12 protein-coding genes and 2 pseudogenes are annotated in these 14,130 nt (G+C 64.5%); 9 read left to right on the top strand and 5 right to left on the bottom strand.

All coding sequences use genetic code 11. The features are described 5' to 3' along the window. Positions 1–34: 34 nt before the first annotated feature. Positions 35–759, bottom strand: a pseudogene (locus tag G6N33_RS17475) (SDR family NAD(P)-dependent oxidoreductase). 119 nt (positions 760–878) lie between these two features. On the opposite strand from G6N33_RS17475, the gene G6N33_RS17470 reads away from it, so the two are divergent. The 3 genes from G6N33_RS17470 to G6N33_RS17460 all read left to right on the top strand — a co-directional run bounded on the left by G6N33_RS17470 (position 879) and on the right by G6N33_RS17460 (position 3,614). Continuing rightward, positions 879–1,637: an SDR family oxidoreductase gene (locus tag G6N33_RS17470; RefSeq protein ID WP_044507981.1), complete on the top strand. Its 759-nt coding sequence runs from the start codon at positions 879–881 to the stop codon at positions 1,635–1,637. Between the two features lie 32 nt (positions 1,638–1,669). Further along, positions 1,670–2,473 carry an SDR family NAD(P)-dependent oxidoreductase gene (locus tag G6N33_RS17465; protein ID WP_044507983.1) on the top strand — a complete coding sequence of 268 codons (804 nt, stop codon included), beginning with the start codon at positions 1,670–1,672 and terminating at the stop codon, positions 2,471–2,473. Positions 2,474–2,576: 103 nt separating this feature from the next. Then, a complete protein-coding gene (locus G6N33_RS17460) occupies positions 2,577–3,614 on the top strand; it encodes a dihydrodipicolinate reductase (RefSeq protein ID WP_101528120.1) in 1,038 nt (345 codons plus the stop codon). 59 nt (positions 3,615–3,673) lie between these two features. On the opposite strand, the gene G6N33_RS17455 is transcribed toward G6N33_RS17460, so the two are convergent. From G6N33_RS17455 to G6N33_RS17445, 3 genes are read right to left on the bottom strand one after another with little or no spacing between them, the layout of a single operon-like run. Then, positions 3,674–4,630, bottom strand: coding sequence for an SDR family NAD(P)-dependent oxidoreductase (locus G6N33_RS17455; protein WP_163771561.1), 957 nt, complete (start codon positions 4,628–4,630; stop codon positions 3,674–3,676). Then, positions 4,612–5,691, bottom strand: a complete 1,080-nt coding sequence (locus tag G6N33_RS17450) for an NAD(P)H-dependent amine dehydrogenase family protein (protein ID WP_044507986.1) — start codon at positions 5,689–5,691, stop codon at positions 4,612–4,614. The genes G6N33_RS17455 and G6N33_RS17450 overlap by 19 nt, the downstream gene beginning before the upstream one ends. Positions 5,692–5,703: 12 nt before the next feature. Beyond that, positions 5,704–6,954 carry a cytochrome P450 gene (locus tag G6N33_RS17445; RefSeq protein WP_044512330.1) on the bottom strand — a complete coding sequence of 417 codons (1,251 nt, stop codon included), beginning with the start codon at positions 6,952–6,954 and terminating at the stop codon, positions 5,704–5,706. A 128-nt stretch (positions 6,955–7,082) separates the two neighbouring features. Here G6N33_RS17445 and G6N33_RS17440 point away from each other — a divergent pair, with 128 nt between their 5' ends. After that, positions 7,083–8,141, top strand: a complete 1,059-nt coding sequence (locus G6N33_RS17440) for a dihydrodipicolinate synthase (protein ID WP_044512332.1) — start codon at positions 7,083–7,085, stop codon at positions 8,139–8,141. On the opposite strand, the gene G6N33_RS17435 is transcribed toward G6N33_RS17440, so the two are convergent. Continuing rightward, complete coding sequence (locus G6N33_RS17435) at positions 8,133–9,278, bottom strand: ABC transporter substrate-binding protein (protein ID WP_044507988.1); 1,146 nt, start codon at positions 9,276–9,278, stop codon at positions 8,133–8,135. The genes G6N33_RS17440 and G6N33_RS17435 overlap by 9 nt on opposite strands. Positions 9,279–9,416: 138 nt before the next feature. On the opposite strand from G6N33_RS17435, the pseudogene G6N33_RS17430 reads away from it, so the two are divergent. The 5 genes and pseudogenes from G6N33_RS17430 to G6N33_RS17410 all read left to right on the top strand — a co-directional run. After that, positions 9,417–9,638 (top strand): annotated as a pseudogene (locus tag G6N33_RS17430) (dihydrodipicolinate reductase); the annotation flags it as partial. A gap of 191 nt (positions 9,639–9,829) precedes the next feature. After that, on the top strand, positions 9,830–10,462 hold the full coding sequence (locus G6N33_RS17425) for a TetR/AcrR family transcriptional regulator (protein WP_044507992.1): 633 nt from the start codon (positions 9,830–9,832) through the stop codon (positions 10,460–10,462). A gap of 121 nt (positions 10,463–10,583) precedes the next feature. Continuing rightward, positions 10,584–11,864, top strand: a complete 1,281-nt coding sequence (locus G6N33_RS17420) for an amidohydrolase family protein (RefSeq protein WP_044507994.1) — start codon at positions 10,584–10,586, stop codon at positions 11,862–11,864. Then, positions 11,857–12,651 carry an SDR family oxidoreductase gene (locus G6N33_RS17415; protein WP_044507996.1) on the top strand — a complete coding sequence of 265 codons (795 nt, stop codon included), beginning with the start codon at positions 11,857–11,859 and terminating at the stop codon, positions 12,649–12,651. The genes G6N33_RS17420 and G6N33_RS17415 overlap by 8 nt, the downstream gene beginning before the upstream one ends. Beyond that, entirely contained in the window at positions 12,645–14,117 is a 1,473-nt protein-coding gene (locus tag G6N33_RS17410; RefSeq protein WP_044507998.1) for an aldehyde dehydrogenase family protein, read from the top strand. The genes G6N33_RS17415 and G6N33_RS17410 overlap by 7 nt, the downstream gene beginning before the upstream one ends. Positions 14,118–14,130 lie beyond the last annotated feature (13 nt).

Raw genomic sequence — 14,130 nt, 5'->3', positions numbered from 1 at the left:
AAACACAGATTTCAATTATCGGAAATAATGATTCTCATTGCGGTAGATTCGCGGCTGCATACCCCACGTCCTGGCGGAATAGCACGCAGCCCGCGATGTCCTGCGGGGTTCCGAAGCGGCCCAGCGGAATCCAGCGCGGGATATTGTGTCGCTGCGATGGGTGAATCATGCGGTCCAGCGGGACCTGGGCGCTATCAGTGGTTTCCGGCGCCACGGCATTCACTCGGATGTTCTCTGGACCCAGCTCGAGGGCGAGGCTCATCGTAAAGCCGGTCACCGCTGCCTTGAAGGCTCCGTACACCGCGAACTGCGGTATGCCCCGGAAGCCCTCGATCGACGAGACGTTCGTGATGCTCGCGCCGCCGGCGGCGGCACGCAGCAGCGGCAGCATGACGCGGCTGACCACGAAGATGTGTTTGAGTTCAGCCGATAGATGTCGTCGATCTGTTCTTCCGTGAGCCGCTCGAAAGGCGTCGGCCGCGTCACGAAATGACCGACATTGTTCACCAACGCGTCGAGGCGCCCGTACCGACTGCCGATGACATCGGCGAGCGCCGACACGTCGGCTGCCGCAGTGGCATCGCCCGTGATTACGAGCCCCTTATCGCCGAGTCCGGTGCGCAGCTCCTGCGACCGCGCCGGGTCGACCTCGAGCGCGACGACCGACGCACCCAGGTCGGCAAAGGCCGTCGCCGTGGCGCGCCCGATGCCCGCGCCACCGCCGGTGACAAGCACCACCTTGCCCGTGAAGTCGATCATTGCGCCTCCTGTTCGCGCCGCCGAAGCGCCGACGATCGGGCCTCGACGGGAATACTGATTCTCACATGCGAGAATTACGGCTAACCTTCAGTGACGGATTCGGGCAGAGGAAGCGGGTTATGAGCGATCGGCACTCCAACATCGCGGGGACACGGATGCTGATCATCGGAGCGTCGTCCGGCATCGGGCAGGCGCTGGCCATCGCCGCCCACTCCAGGGGAGCTCATGTCGCGCTCGCCGCACGGCGAGTGGACCTACTCTCGGCACTGGCCGATCGGCTGCACGGATCGGCGTATGAACTGGACGTTTCCGACCCGCGAGCCGTAGAGACCGTCATCGATGATGTCGCCGCCAAGTTGGGCAAGCTCGATGCGGTGGTGTTCACCAGCGCCGTGGTGCCCTTCGTGCTGATCGAAGACACCGATGTTGAGACGTGGCTGCATTCGTACGCGGTCAACGCAGTCGGCGCATCCCACGTGCTGCGGGCGGCTCTGCCCCAGTTGACCGACAACGCCACGGTCGTCGTCGCATCAAGCCACGATGTCGGCCGCCCCCGCGCCGGTGTGGCGGCCTACCACGCAAGCAAGGCCGCGCTCGACGAGATCTTGCGCTCTTGGCGGGCCGAGCATCCGGAGCTGGCCGTGATCCGGGTTAGCGTTGGTCCCACGTGTGACACGGAGATCCTGCGCGGCGCCGACCGCGATCTGCTGGCCGATCTATACCGGACCTGGGCGCGCGCGGGCCAGATTCCCGACGAGATGTCCACGGTGGACGACGTGGCCAACGCGATGCTGTCCTTGATCGCCATCTCACGCGCGAACCCCACCGTCGTCAGCGAGATCGTGCATCTTGCCCCACGAATCGGGAAGAATCGGTGACGATTACCGAATCGCGAAGGGCGGATGGCTGAATGGATCTCGGCTTCGAGGGTGCCACGGCAGTCGTGACCGGCGGTAGCAAGGGGATGGGGCTGGCGATCGCGGAGAGTCTTGGGGCTGAGGGTGCCTCTGTGGCGATCATGGCGCGCGGCCGGGCGGCGCTGGATTCGGCCGCCGAGCAGATCCGTTGCGCCGGTGCCCCAGAGGTACTACCGATCAGCGTAGACATGGCCGACGCCGATTCCATTGCGTCGGCGTTCGCAACCGTCGGTGACACCTGGAGCTCCCTGAACGTCTTGGTGCACACGGTCGGCCCGAACGCGGGCGCATTCGACGATCTCGACGACGAAGATTGGTACGCTGCATTCAATCTCGGCACGCTCTGCGCAGTGCGCTCCGTCAGGAACGCGTTGCCGCTGCTGAGATCGGCCGAGTGGGCTCGCATCGTCACCCTCTCTGCGCACTCGATCCAACGACAGAGCCCGCGCCTGGTCGCCTACACGGCAGCCAAGTCGGCGCTGTCGAGCTTCACCAAAAACTTGTCCAAAAGTCTTGGAGCCGAAGGCATTCTCGTGAATTGCGTCTGTCCGGGGACCATTGTGACGGCGAGCTTCACCCAGACCCTGCGCGATGTACTGGCCGCCGACGGGCTGGACGCCTCGGATCCGAAGCACGTGATGACGTGGGTCGAGAAGACTTACGGCCATCCGTGTGACATCGGTCGCGCCGGATTGCCCGAGGAGATCGCTTCCGTCACCACCTATCTGGCGTCGCGACGCAATGGCTACGTGACGGGGGCGACCGTCAACGTCGACGGCGGGTCGGATTTCATCTGACGCCACGGCCATCCACCGGACGCTGGAGGGAGTTGAGAAATTGACCGTGAGTTCCCGGCCCCTTCGGGTCATTCAGTGGGCGACCGGCGCCGTGGGCACAGAGATGGTCAAGACGATCCTCGACCACCGGACTGACCTCGAGCTTGTGGGAGCGCGGGTGTACTCCGATTCAAAAGACGGCGTCGATGTGGGCACGTTGGTGGGCCGGAGCCCAGTCGGCGTCACCGCAACCACCGATGTCGCGGAGATTCTCGCGATGGACGCCGACGTCGTCCTCTATGCGCCGTCGTTCACCAGCCTCGACGATGTGTGTGCACTCCTGGAGACCGGCAAGAATGTTGCGACCGTGTCCTTCCTTTTCCACCCCCAGCGCATCGGCGACGCCGACCGTCGACGGCTGTTGGCCGCCTGCCACAAGGGCAACAGCACGATCCACGCCAGCGGCCTCAACCCGGGCAACCTGTCGGGCGTGCTGCCGCTCGCGCTGTCGGGTATGAGCCGCACTATCGACCGGTTCACCCTGCAGGAGCGCGCCGACTGGTCGCTCTGGGAGAGCACCGAAATAACCTTCGACGGAATGTGGTTCGGGCGACCTCCCGAGGACATCACCCCGACGGCCAACGAGTTCCTGACTTTCAACACCGCCCTGTTCACCCAACAAACTTGGTTCATCGCCGACACCTTGAACGCCGCGATCGACGATGCCGCCGTCACCGTCGACGCGGTGCCGGCCACCAAGGACTTTGATATTTTCGACCATCAGGTTCGTGCCGGCACGACGACGGGTCAGCGGTGGAACTTCGTGGGACATCGTCGCGGCCGGCCAATCATCGAGTTCGAGACGCTGTGGACGGTCGGCGGCGACTACCCGGAGCACTGGCCTGCACCGGATGACGGCTGGACCCTCACGCTCGAAGGCGATCCGTCCATGCGCGTGCACTTCTTCTGCTTGGCAAGCTTCTCGCGGCCGGCGTCGGTCGCTGAACACGTGCGAGCCGGGCTCGTGGCCGTCGCGCTGCAGGTCGTCAACGCGATACCGGCGATCTGTGCTGCGCCAGCGGGTTTCGCCACTATGGCGGATCTGCCACTGATCCGAAGCTACACGGGCTTCGGTGACGGTCCTAACGTCATCACGGATTGACGTCGAGCTGTCTGCGCTGCGCCCCATGCCGGAGAACAGCGCGCCCGGCCGCGGCCCGGTCACGGACTTGTCTGGGACTCGACAGGAGCCGCCGCAAAGGCATGCTCCATTTCGTCAAAGATGCTGCCAGGCACGAATAACTCCGGCGGATCGAGGATACGGTCGAGATTGGCCGCGACGTCCTCGGCGTCGAAGGAACCGTCGGGGGCGAACCAGCCGCCGGTCACACCGATCTGCAACGCAGCCACCCGACCGCGGAAAGCGCTCAGCACCCGGTGCGTCAGCGTGCAGCTCTCACTAGCCAGGTAGGCAACGACCGGTGCCACTTGATCGAGCCGCAGCGTCTCCAGGAAGGCCCGAGCGTCGGCGGTGCGACCAGCCTCCCCGATCAGTGCCATGGCCATTCGGGTGTCGCCCATCGGCATGATGGCGTTGGCGCGTATTCCGTATGCCGCACCCTCGAGCGCCGCGACATTCATCAATCCGAGCATGCCCGTCTTGGCCGTGGCGTACCCCGTCAACCCCGGCTGCCCGAAGACACCGGCCGCCGAGGACACGAACACCAGCCGACCGTATCCGGCGTCCCGCATCACCGCGAAACCCGGCCGGACCACATGAAAAGCGGCCAACAGGTGATGGCGCAGCAGCGCCTCGAAACGTTCGGTCGGCCAGTCCGGCAACGGGTCATCGTGGATGATGCCGGCGTTGGCGACGATCGCGTCCAATCGCCCGAACTCCGCGACGGCGAGGTCGACCGCGGCCCGGCCCCCCTGTTCGGTGCTGGCGTCGGACACGCACGCCACCGCCTGTCCCCCCGCGGCACGGATCGCCGCGGCGACGTCGTCGGCCGGTTTCGGGTCGCTTCCGCTGCCGTCGGTTGCGGCGCCGTTGTCGTGGACCACCAGAGCTGCTCCCCGCCTGGCCATTTCGTGGCAGTACGCCTCGCCTAGGCCCCGACCACCTCCGGTGACAAGCACGACCCGATCGGTGAACGAGATCAATTTTTCGCCTCCCACGTTCGCGGCACCACGCCGCGCTCGGTCCAATGCCCCCCGAACGGGCTGATGGTCGATAGGTCGTAAAGCCCTGGCTCGGCTGCGATCACCGCCGGGATGGCGTTGATAGCATGCATGGCGGTCGCCAGGCAGCCCTGCGCGGCGTGATCCTCTTCGTGTGAGCCGATCACCAGATGAAAATTCATGTTGGGCTTGCCCTCGAAGGCCACCTGATAACCGATCTCCGTCGGCCAGTCGGGGGCTAGGTCATCGGCCATCCTGGTGAGATGCTCTACCGCGAGCGTGGTTTCGCCGCAGTCGGCCAGCACGCCAAATCGCATGGCGCCGACTGTTTCCGCGGGAATCTCCCCCGCCGCGACGGTGAGGGCTCTCGGCGTGGTCGCGACCTCGCGGAAGCCCTCGACGGACCGGATCTCGAGACCGAGGGCCTGCGCGAGCACCGTCGCGCTGCCGATCCAGGCGCTCGCGGCGTAGTCGGTGTTAGTCAACAGCGGGGTGGTGTCGTCCGGCGCATGCCCGAAACCCATCGCGTTGAAAATCAGGTCGTGGCTGGCATAGGTCGAATAGTTCAGTACCTCCCGCACACTGATGCGGTCGGCGCGCTCGGTAAGCCGGGACAGAATCGGCGCCAGCGACTCGCCAACGAAGCCCGGGTACAGGCCGAGCCCGAGAAACGATGAGCTGCCCGCATGGCAAGCCTTTTCAATCCCGTCGGCCAGCGATTCGTGCAACGCGCGCGGATGGATGAACCGGCTGCCGGTCGCCACGACGTTCTTGCCAGAGGCCAGCAAGTCGCAGACATCGGTAAAGCAGCCGGGCGTATCGGTCTCCACCTTGCCCATGTAGAGCACCACATCGGCATCGGTAGCAATGACGGCGTCCCGATCGGCAGACGCCAGCACCCCTGCTTCCGCGGCCCCGCACAAGGTGCCCGCGTCGAGTCCGGCTTTGGCCGGGTCGTACACGCGCACTGCGGCCAACTCCAGGTCCGGGCGGCCCACGACATGACGCAACGACATCATTCCGGTCACCCCGGTCGCCCATTGGATCACGCGGGTCATATCGGATGATCCTCAGTCCCAGACCACGTCGAGGCGCGGCGGCGACCGGAACATCGTGCCGCTCACATAGGGCGGCGGCGCGTCGGGATCGAGGCGCAGTCCCGGCAGTTCGTCGAACAGCGCGTTGAAGAACTTGGTGCTCTCCAACCGCGCTAAGTGCATTCCCAGGCATAAGTGGGCACCGTGACCAAAGCCGATGTGCGGCTTGCGCTCGCGGAAGATGTTGAAGGACTCCGGGTCCGGCCAACGCGTCTCGTCATGATTGGCGCTACCGAGGTTCACCATCATCGTCGAGCCTTTCGGGATCTTCAGCCCAAAGAATTCGGTGTCGGTGCTGACCTCTCGAATGAAGTTGAGCAACGGAGTCTCCCACCGGATGCCCTCCTCGATCGCCTGCGCCAATAGACTGCGGTCGGCACGCACCGCATCCAGTTGGTCTGGATGAGTCAAGAGCGCCAGGGCGAGGCTGGCGGTCGATCGCGACGTGGTCTCCGCCCCCGCCGGTAACAGATTGCGCATGAAACCGTAGATCTGCTCATCCGACATCTTGACGCCCTCGATTTCGGCCTGCGACAAAATGGTCACCATGTCGTCTTTCGGCGACTTGCGCCGGTCGGCGAGAACGCCGACGAAGTACTCCTTCATCTCCGCCGACGCCTTCATCGCGGTTTCCATGTCCCCGCGAAAGCCGAGCAGATCGATGGCGAGCCGGTGAAACTCGCCGATGTCGGACTCGGGTAACCCGAGCAGGGCCGCGATGATCCGGACCGGGATGGGCATGAAGACTGCTGCGACCAAGTCCGCACGCTTGTCGCCGCGGAACTTCGCGATCGTGCAGTCCACCAGCGGCCCGACGAGTTCGGTGTCCCAGCGCTTCATCGAGGACTTGGCGAAAGCGAATTCGTGCAACCTGCGGTAGGTCGCGTGCTCGGGTTCCTGCATTTCCAGGATCGTCGGCCCCTGTAGCGGCCGCACCATATCCTCGTAGATGCGGGTGCTGAAAGTGATGTTGTCGGTGAACACGGCCTTGACGGCGTCGAACGAGTACGCCGTGAACGTCTGCTTGCCGTCGGGCCCGTCACGTGGAACGCCCATCTCCGGCCAGCCGGGGTGAACCGGCGCCTGCTGACGCAACTCGCGCAACAGCGGGTACGGCGTCGCGTCGCCGTCGGCGCCCATCCCGGCGTTGAACTTCTCCTGCGCCTCACGGATGCGCTGGTCCGCGGTCATTTCGAAGTCGTCTTTCACGGTCGGCTCCACCACGTGCACCTCATCAGGCCCTCAACCTACATATTGTCGGTTGCAAAACTACATGATGTAGGTTGAATGAACCAGAAGCTCTGCAACATCGCGAAAGCGCAACTTGGAGCGTCCGATTGGTTATTCGAGTGGTGCAGTGGGCGACCGGCGCCGTAGGCCGGGCCGCGCTGCAAGAGCTTATCGAGAATCCTCGTTATCAACTGGCCGGAGTGCTGGTCTACGACCCGGGAAAAACAGGACTCGATGCGGGCGCGCTTTGTGGTCTCGCGCCGACGACCGGCGTGATCGCCACAGCGGACAAGGACGAGATCGTCGCGCTGGGCGCCGACGTCGTCGTACACACAGCCAGCAAGGCACATGCCATCGAGACGAACGCCGAGGACATCTGCCGCCTGTTGGCCGCTGGGAGCACCGTCATCACGACCACGTCGTACAACCACTTGCCCAGCTACGGCCCGGAGACCGAATCGGCGTTCATCGGAGCTTGCCGGCAGGGCGGATCGCGATTTCACGCCGCCGGCGAAAATCCCGGCTTCATGTTCGAGCGCCTCGTCGCAACCGTGACGGGGCTCAGCAAGACGATCGACCGCATCGACCTCTATGAGGCAACCGACGTTTCGGCCGTGGACAGTCGGCCGATGTTGGTCGACCTCATGGGCATGGGGAGACCACCGGCTGACGTCAGCGTCGATTCGCCGATCATCAAGAAGCTCGACATGGCCTACCGCCAGGCGCTCAATGCCACCGCCGACGTTCTCGGAATCACGTTGTCGCACATCGACGTGGCGGTCGACGCCACCACACTGCCGCACGACATCGAGGTACTCGCCGGCACGATCACAGCGGGAACGGTTGTCGGACAACGGTTCTCGTGGGTTGGCCACTGGTCGGGCCGTCCACTACTGGCGATTCACGAGGAATGGGTGCTCACCCGCGACCTCCCTCAGTGGGGCATGGCGCCGCTGGCGCCCGGGGAGAAGGCGCCCCTGATCCGCGCGGTCATCAAAGGCGAACCGAGCTTCGAACTCCAGCTCGATGTGGGATTCGATGGCTCGGCGCAACCCGGGCAGCACGCCATGCCGGGCCACCTGATGATCGCGATGGGCGCGGTTCGCGCGATTCCGTACGTACTTGCCCAACCGCCCGGCATCGTGACCGCACCGGTATTCGGCGCAATCCAACTAGCGTGAGGCGCGCGCGACCGCGCGGGCAATATGGTCACTTGGCGCCGCGTGGAAGACGTGTGCGCTACCGTCGGCCAGCACCCTGCGGGCAACCAGATAGTCCGAGCCCATCCAGCCCTGCCGGATGAACCGGCCGAACCGCAAGAATGTCCCGGGAGCACCGCTGGCCGAGGGAACGAGCTTGACCTGCTCCATCCCGTTCTTCACACCTTCTCCCGTCAGCGGGCGCGCGGCCGCGAGGCCGCGCACGATCACGGTGGCCGCGTCGTGCGACAGCCCAGGCATGGAGTGTGCGGGCCGACGACCGTATCTGGCCTCGAAGCGGTCCAGGAAGGCCTGACCGACGGTGTTGCGCTCGTCGTAGCTGTCCAGACCAATCCAGCCGGACAGCTGACGCCGCCATTCGCTGTTGATGTGCGCCATTTCGAAGGCCGTCGTCGTGTACCGCGGGGGGTCCCAGCCCGCCGCCAGCAGCGCGTCGGTAAACCCCCACAGGCCGTGCCCGAATCCGACGTGCACTACAGCGTCGGGAGCGGCTGCGCGCAACGCAGCGACCGCCTCCGCCTTGTCGGCCTCCACCTGGGGAATAGCCACGGTGCCAACGATTTTCAGTCCCACGGCGTCGTAGGCCCGTTGGGCGAATGCGAGATACTCCTTGCCGATCAACGACGCCTCGTAGGCGATGGCGATCCGCGAGCGGCCATCCCCGATCATCACCGCGGCGAGCATCACCGGCTCCTCCGGCATCGAGCCGTTGTTCAGCGCGAAGCACCACTCGCCCAGCGCACCCTCCGACCCCGACAGGGTGACGATCGGAACGCGAGCGGTGGCCTCGACGTGGGAACGTAGCGGCACGACATTGTCCGAGACCCACGGACCGTAGATGGCCAGGCAGCCATCGGCCACCAGCTCGTCGAAGGCCCTCTCCACCGCGGCGTAGGTACCGTTGGGCAAGCCGACCACGTTGCGCATGCAGAGTTCGATCGGTCGATCGACCAGCCCGGACGACACCGCTTCGTCCATCACCAGGCGCAGTGCGTCGAGGCTGTCATTGTCGGTGTCCCCGGTGGTCGGATAGTCATTCAGCAGGCCGACTTTCAGGGGAGCGACCGACCCGTATGCGCGAACGTCGTCGTCTGGCATAGCCGCAACATACCGGATGAAGGTTGTCTAGGCCGAAGCGTATCCCCATCCAGCAAGCCGGAAATTGTGGTTTTCGCAACCGTCATATCTGCCCTCTCGGGGGTGTAGCTTTCGAAGGGGCCACCCGAAGGAGACGCAATGACGCTCGCAGCACCACTGGAATCGATCGTGCCGGCTGTCGACAAGAAATATCGCGTGATCCAGTGGGGCATGGGCAATGTCGGCACGCTGGCGCTGCGTCACTTCGCACACAACCCCCTCTACGAAGTCGTCGGAGTGCTCTGCAATCGTCCGGAAAAGGTCGGCAAGGACGCGGGCGAGCTCGTCGGGGTAGCGCCGATCGGCGTGCTCGCCAGCACGCGAAGCCCGGCTACATCGGCTACGCCTGGACGGCGATGGAACCGGTGAACTCGATCCCCGCCATCTGTGACGCTCCCCCGGGGTTCAAGTCCCACGCCGAACTAGGTCTCATGACCGTTCGCGGGATCGTGCGCTGAGACAGTTCGGCCCGACGCTCAACATTCACGCTGAAGGTTGCTACGATCGTCGGCATGGCGAAGCGTGGCGGGGCGGACGAGGATAGACGCGCCCGGGGCGAGCAGACCCGTCGGGACCTGATCGACGCGGGTCGCGCGCTGTTCGTTGAACACGGGTTCTTCAACACCAGCATCAGTGACATCGTGACAAGGTCGGGCGTCGGGACCCGCGGCGCCTTCTATCACCACTTCAAGGACAAGGCCGAGCTGTTTCGAGCCGTATTCGAAGATGTCGAGAACGATCTGACCCTCCGGTCCATCGCCGCTCCCCCGCCCGGCGCGGACGCCTGGGAACGACTCACGCGCGGATTGCACGGATTTCTCGAAGCCGCACAGGAACCTGCGGTGCAGCGAGTGATACTCGTCGACGGACCGGTGGTACTGGGCTGGCAGACCCTGCGTGAAATCCAGGAAGGCAACAGCATCGCCCTCATCAACGAGGTGGTCCGCGAAGCGATCGCCGACGGCATCATCGACGATCAACCCGTCGGCGAGCTGACGCACATGCTTGTCGCCGCGCTCGAGGAGGCCTCGCTTCTGGTCGCGCACTCCGCGAACCCGCATCGGGCGCGTCGTCGGGCCGCCAAGATCCTCGACCGACTCCTGCTCTCTTTTGCCATCGAGCCTCATACCATGCCGCGGCGCTGAACGTTGAAGCAAACTCACGCAGACCTTGCCGCGGGTATGGAAATGCATATTTCCAGAAATCGAAATAGTTCCTCTACTTCGCTGATAGCCTCGTTCTCAACCTCTGTGCGCAAGGAGAGCCATGCAGCCCGAAGACATGATCTTGGTGAGCGTCGACGACCACTTGGTGGAGCCGCCGAACCTGTTCGACGGCAGGCTTCCAAGCAAGTACGCGGACGCGGCGCCCCGGGTCATCCGCCAACCCGATGGCTCGGAGGTATGGACGTTCAACGATGCCATCATTCCCAACATCGGCCTGAACGCTGTGGCGGGTCGCCCACGCGAGGAATATGGCGTCGAGCCGACCGCCTTCGACGAAATGCGCCCGGGGTGCTACGACATCCATGAGCGGATCAAAGACATGGACGCGGGCGGTGTGCTGGGATCGATGTGTTTCCCGTCTTTCCCGGGCTTCGCCGGCCGGCTGTTCGCCACCCACGCCGATAAGGATCTCGCCCTCGCCGTCACCCAGGCGTACAACGACTGGCACATCGAGGACTGGTGCGGCTCGTATCCAGGGCGGTTCCTGCCCATGGGGCTGCCTGTGTTGTGGGATCCGGAATTGTGCGCCAAAGAGATCCGCCGCAACGCCGATAAAGGCTGCCACTCGGTCACCTTCACCGAGAACCCCGCAACGCTCGGCTTCCCGAGCTTCCACGACGAGTATTGGGATCCCATGTGGCGGGCGCTGTCGGACACCGACACGGTGCTCTCGGTCCACCTGGGCTCCTCCGGCAAGATCACCATGACCGCGGACAACGCGCCCATCGACGTCATGATCACCCTGCAGCCGATGAACGTCTGCTCGGCGGCCGCCGACCTATTGTGGTCCCGCGTCATCAAAGAGTTTCCCGACGTCCGCTTCGCACTTTCCGAGGGCGGCACCGGCTGGATCCCGTATTTCGTCGACCGACTCGACCGAACCTACGAAATGCATCACCTGTGGACCGGCCAGGACTTCGGAAACAAACTGCCCAGCGAGGTGTTCCGTGAGCGCTTCCTGACCTGCTTCATCGCCGACCCGATCGGCGTCAAGCTGCGCCATGACATCGGCATCGACAACATTGCCTGGGAGTGCGACTACCCGCACTCCGACTCGTCATGGCCCGCGTCAGCCGAGGAGCTGGCGCTGGTAATGGTCGACCTCCCCGACGACGAAGTCAACAAGATCACGTATGAGAACGCATGCCGTTGGTATTCATTCGACCCGTTCCAGCACCGCACCCGGGAACGATGCACGGTCGGCGCCCTGCGCGCCGAAGCCGGTGACCACGACGTCGAGATCCGTAGCTTCGACCATGGCCGGTTCGAACGCACCGCAGGTGCAACCCTCGGCGCTATGAGCACCAAGCTCGATGTCTGACAACGGAAACCGCCCACTGCGGGTCGCCGTCGTCGGCGCCTCCGCCGGTCTTGGACGATGCATCGGCATAGGGCTGGCCCAGCGAGGTGCCCACGTCGCGCTGCTGGCCCGTCGATACGAGAGGCTGGTCGGCGCGGCCAAGGATGCCGGCAACGACGCGGTCGCCGTGGCCTGTGATGTCACAGTCACCGACGACTGCCAGCGGGCGGTATCGGAAGTCGTCGGGGCGCTCGGCGGTCTCGACGCCTTGGTGTACACGACCGGTATGGGCGTGCTCGCGCCACTACACGATGTGACCGCGGAACAATGGGCACAGTTGTTCGCCACCAACGTCACCGGAGCCTCTCTGGTGACGGCGGCCGCCGCACCGCACCTGGCCGCTTCGGCAGGTTCGGCCGTTTACCTGTCCTCGCTCAGTGCGTCCTACACGACCCCCTGGCCGCTGCTCGGCGCCTACGCGGTGACCAAGGGTGCGTTGGACAAACTCGTCGAGGCCTGGCGCATCGAGCATCCGGAAATCGGCTTCACCCGCCTCGCCGTGGGCGACAGCCTCGGCGGTAAGGGCGACGCTCAGACGGAGTTCAACAAGAGCTGGGATCCCGACGCTCTTGAGTCTGCCATCCGGTTTTGGATGGACAACAAGTACATGGTGGGCGGTCTGGTCGACGCCGAGCACCTGACCGAGGTCGTCAATTCCGTTATCCGCTGTGGAAATAGCAGTTTCATCCCCTACCTGACCTTGGCGCCGCGCGCCTCCGACGCGGTAAAGGAGCTTCGTCAATGGTGAACCATGAATCGCGAATGCTGATCGACGGCAAGCTCGTCGAGTCCGAGACCGGACGGCAGTTCGAGAACATCAACCCGGCGACCGAGGAAACCCTGGGTGTGACTGCCGACGGAACCCGTGCCGACCTGGAGCGCGCGATCGCCGCCGCGCGGCATGCGTTCGACAACACCACGTGGTCGCGTGATGGCGAGGCGCGGGCCGCCAGCCTCCGGCAGCTGCAGGCGGCGCTGGAAGCCGAACGTGAGGAGCTGCGCAGCGAGCTCGTCGCGGAGGTCGGCTGTCCCGTGCTTTCCACCTATGGACCGCAGCTCGACGTGCCCCTCCGTGAAGCCCTCACCTGGCCCGCGGACATGATCAGCGAATTCGCCTGGAAGCGGTCGCTTCCCGACAAGGACGCGTTTGGCATGGGCAACCTAACGACGCGCGAAGTGTGGAAGGAGCCAATCGGCGTCGTCGGGGTCATCACCCCATGGAACTTTCCTTTCGAGATCATCCTCAACAAGATCGGCCCGATCCTGGCAATGGGCAACACATGCGTGCTCAAGCCGGCCCCGGACACGCCGTGGAACGCCACCAGGATCGGCCGCATCATTGCCGAGCACACTGATATTCCGCCCGGCGTCATCAACATCGTCCCGTCGGCCGACCATCTTGTGGGCGAGGTGATTTCGACGTCGCCGCTGGTTGACATGGTGGCGTTCACCGGCTCGACGGCCACCGGCAGACGCATCATGGCCGCCGCTGCCGAAACCGTCAAACCCACCTTCCTCGAACTCGGCGGTAAGTCGGTGTACCTGGTTCTCGACGAGGAGAAAGACATCGGCGGTGCGGTCGGCGGCAGCGCGTTCATCTGCATGCACGCCGGGCAGGGCTGCGCGATGCCCACCCGCCTACTGGTGCCCAACTCGCGCTACGAGGAAGCGGTCGAAATCGTCAAGACCGCGATGGAGAACACCAAATACGGGGACCCGACGGATCCATCTGTGCTGCAGGGTCCATTGGTTTCCAAGAAGCAGCACGACCGGGTGCTCGGCTACATCGAAAAGGGCAAGCAGGAAGGCGCCCGGCTGGTCACCGGCGGCCGGGTGCCCAAGCATCTGCCGAAGGGCTATTACGTGGAGCCAACGGTATTTGCCAATGTCGACAACAAGATGACCATCGCGCAGGAGGAGATTTTCGGACCGGTGCTGTCCGTCATCGGATTCGACGGTGACGACGACGCTGTGCGAATCGCGAACGAATCGATTTACGGCCTGTCCGGCGTGGTTTTCGCCAGCGACCTGGATCGCGCCAAAGCCGTCGCACGTCGGATCAGAACCGGCACCCTGGGCATCAACGGCGGCCTTTGGTACGGCGCTGACGCGCCCTTCGGCGGCTACAAGCAGTCCGGTGTCGGTCGCCAGTGCGGCATCGAGGGGCTCGAGATCTTCACCGAGACAAAGACTGTCGGCTGGCCGGCGTCGTAATTCCCAACGAAAG

The sequence above is a fragment of the Mycobacterium simiae genome (assembly GCF_010727605.1).
GTDB lineage: Bacteria > Actinomycetota > Actinomycetes > Mycobacteriales > Mycobacteriaceae > Mycobacterium > Mycobacterium simiae.
The sequence above is the reverse complement of the archived record's forward strand: the minus strand, read 5'-3'. Positions and strand labels throughout refer to the sequence as shown.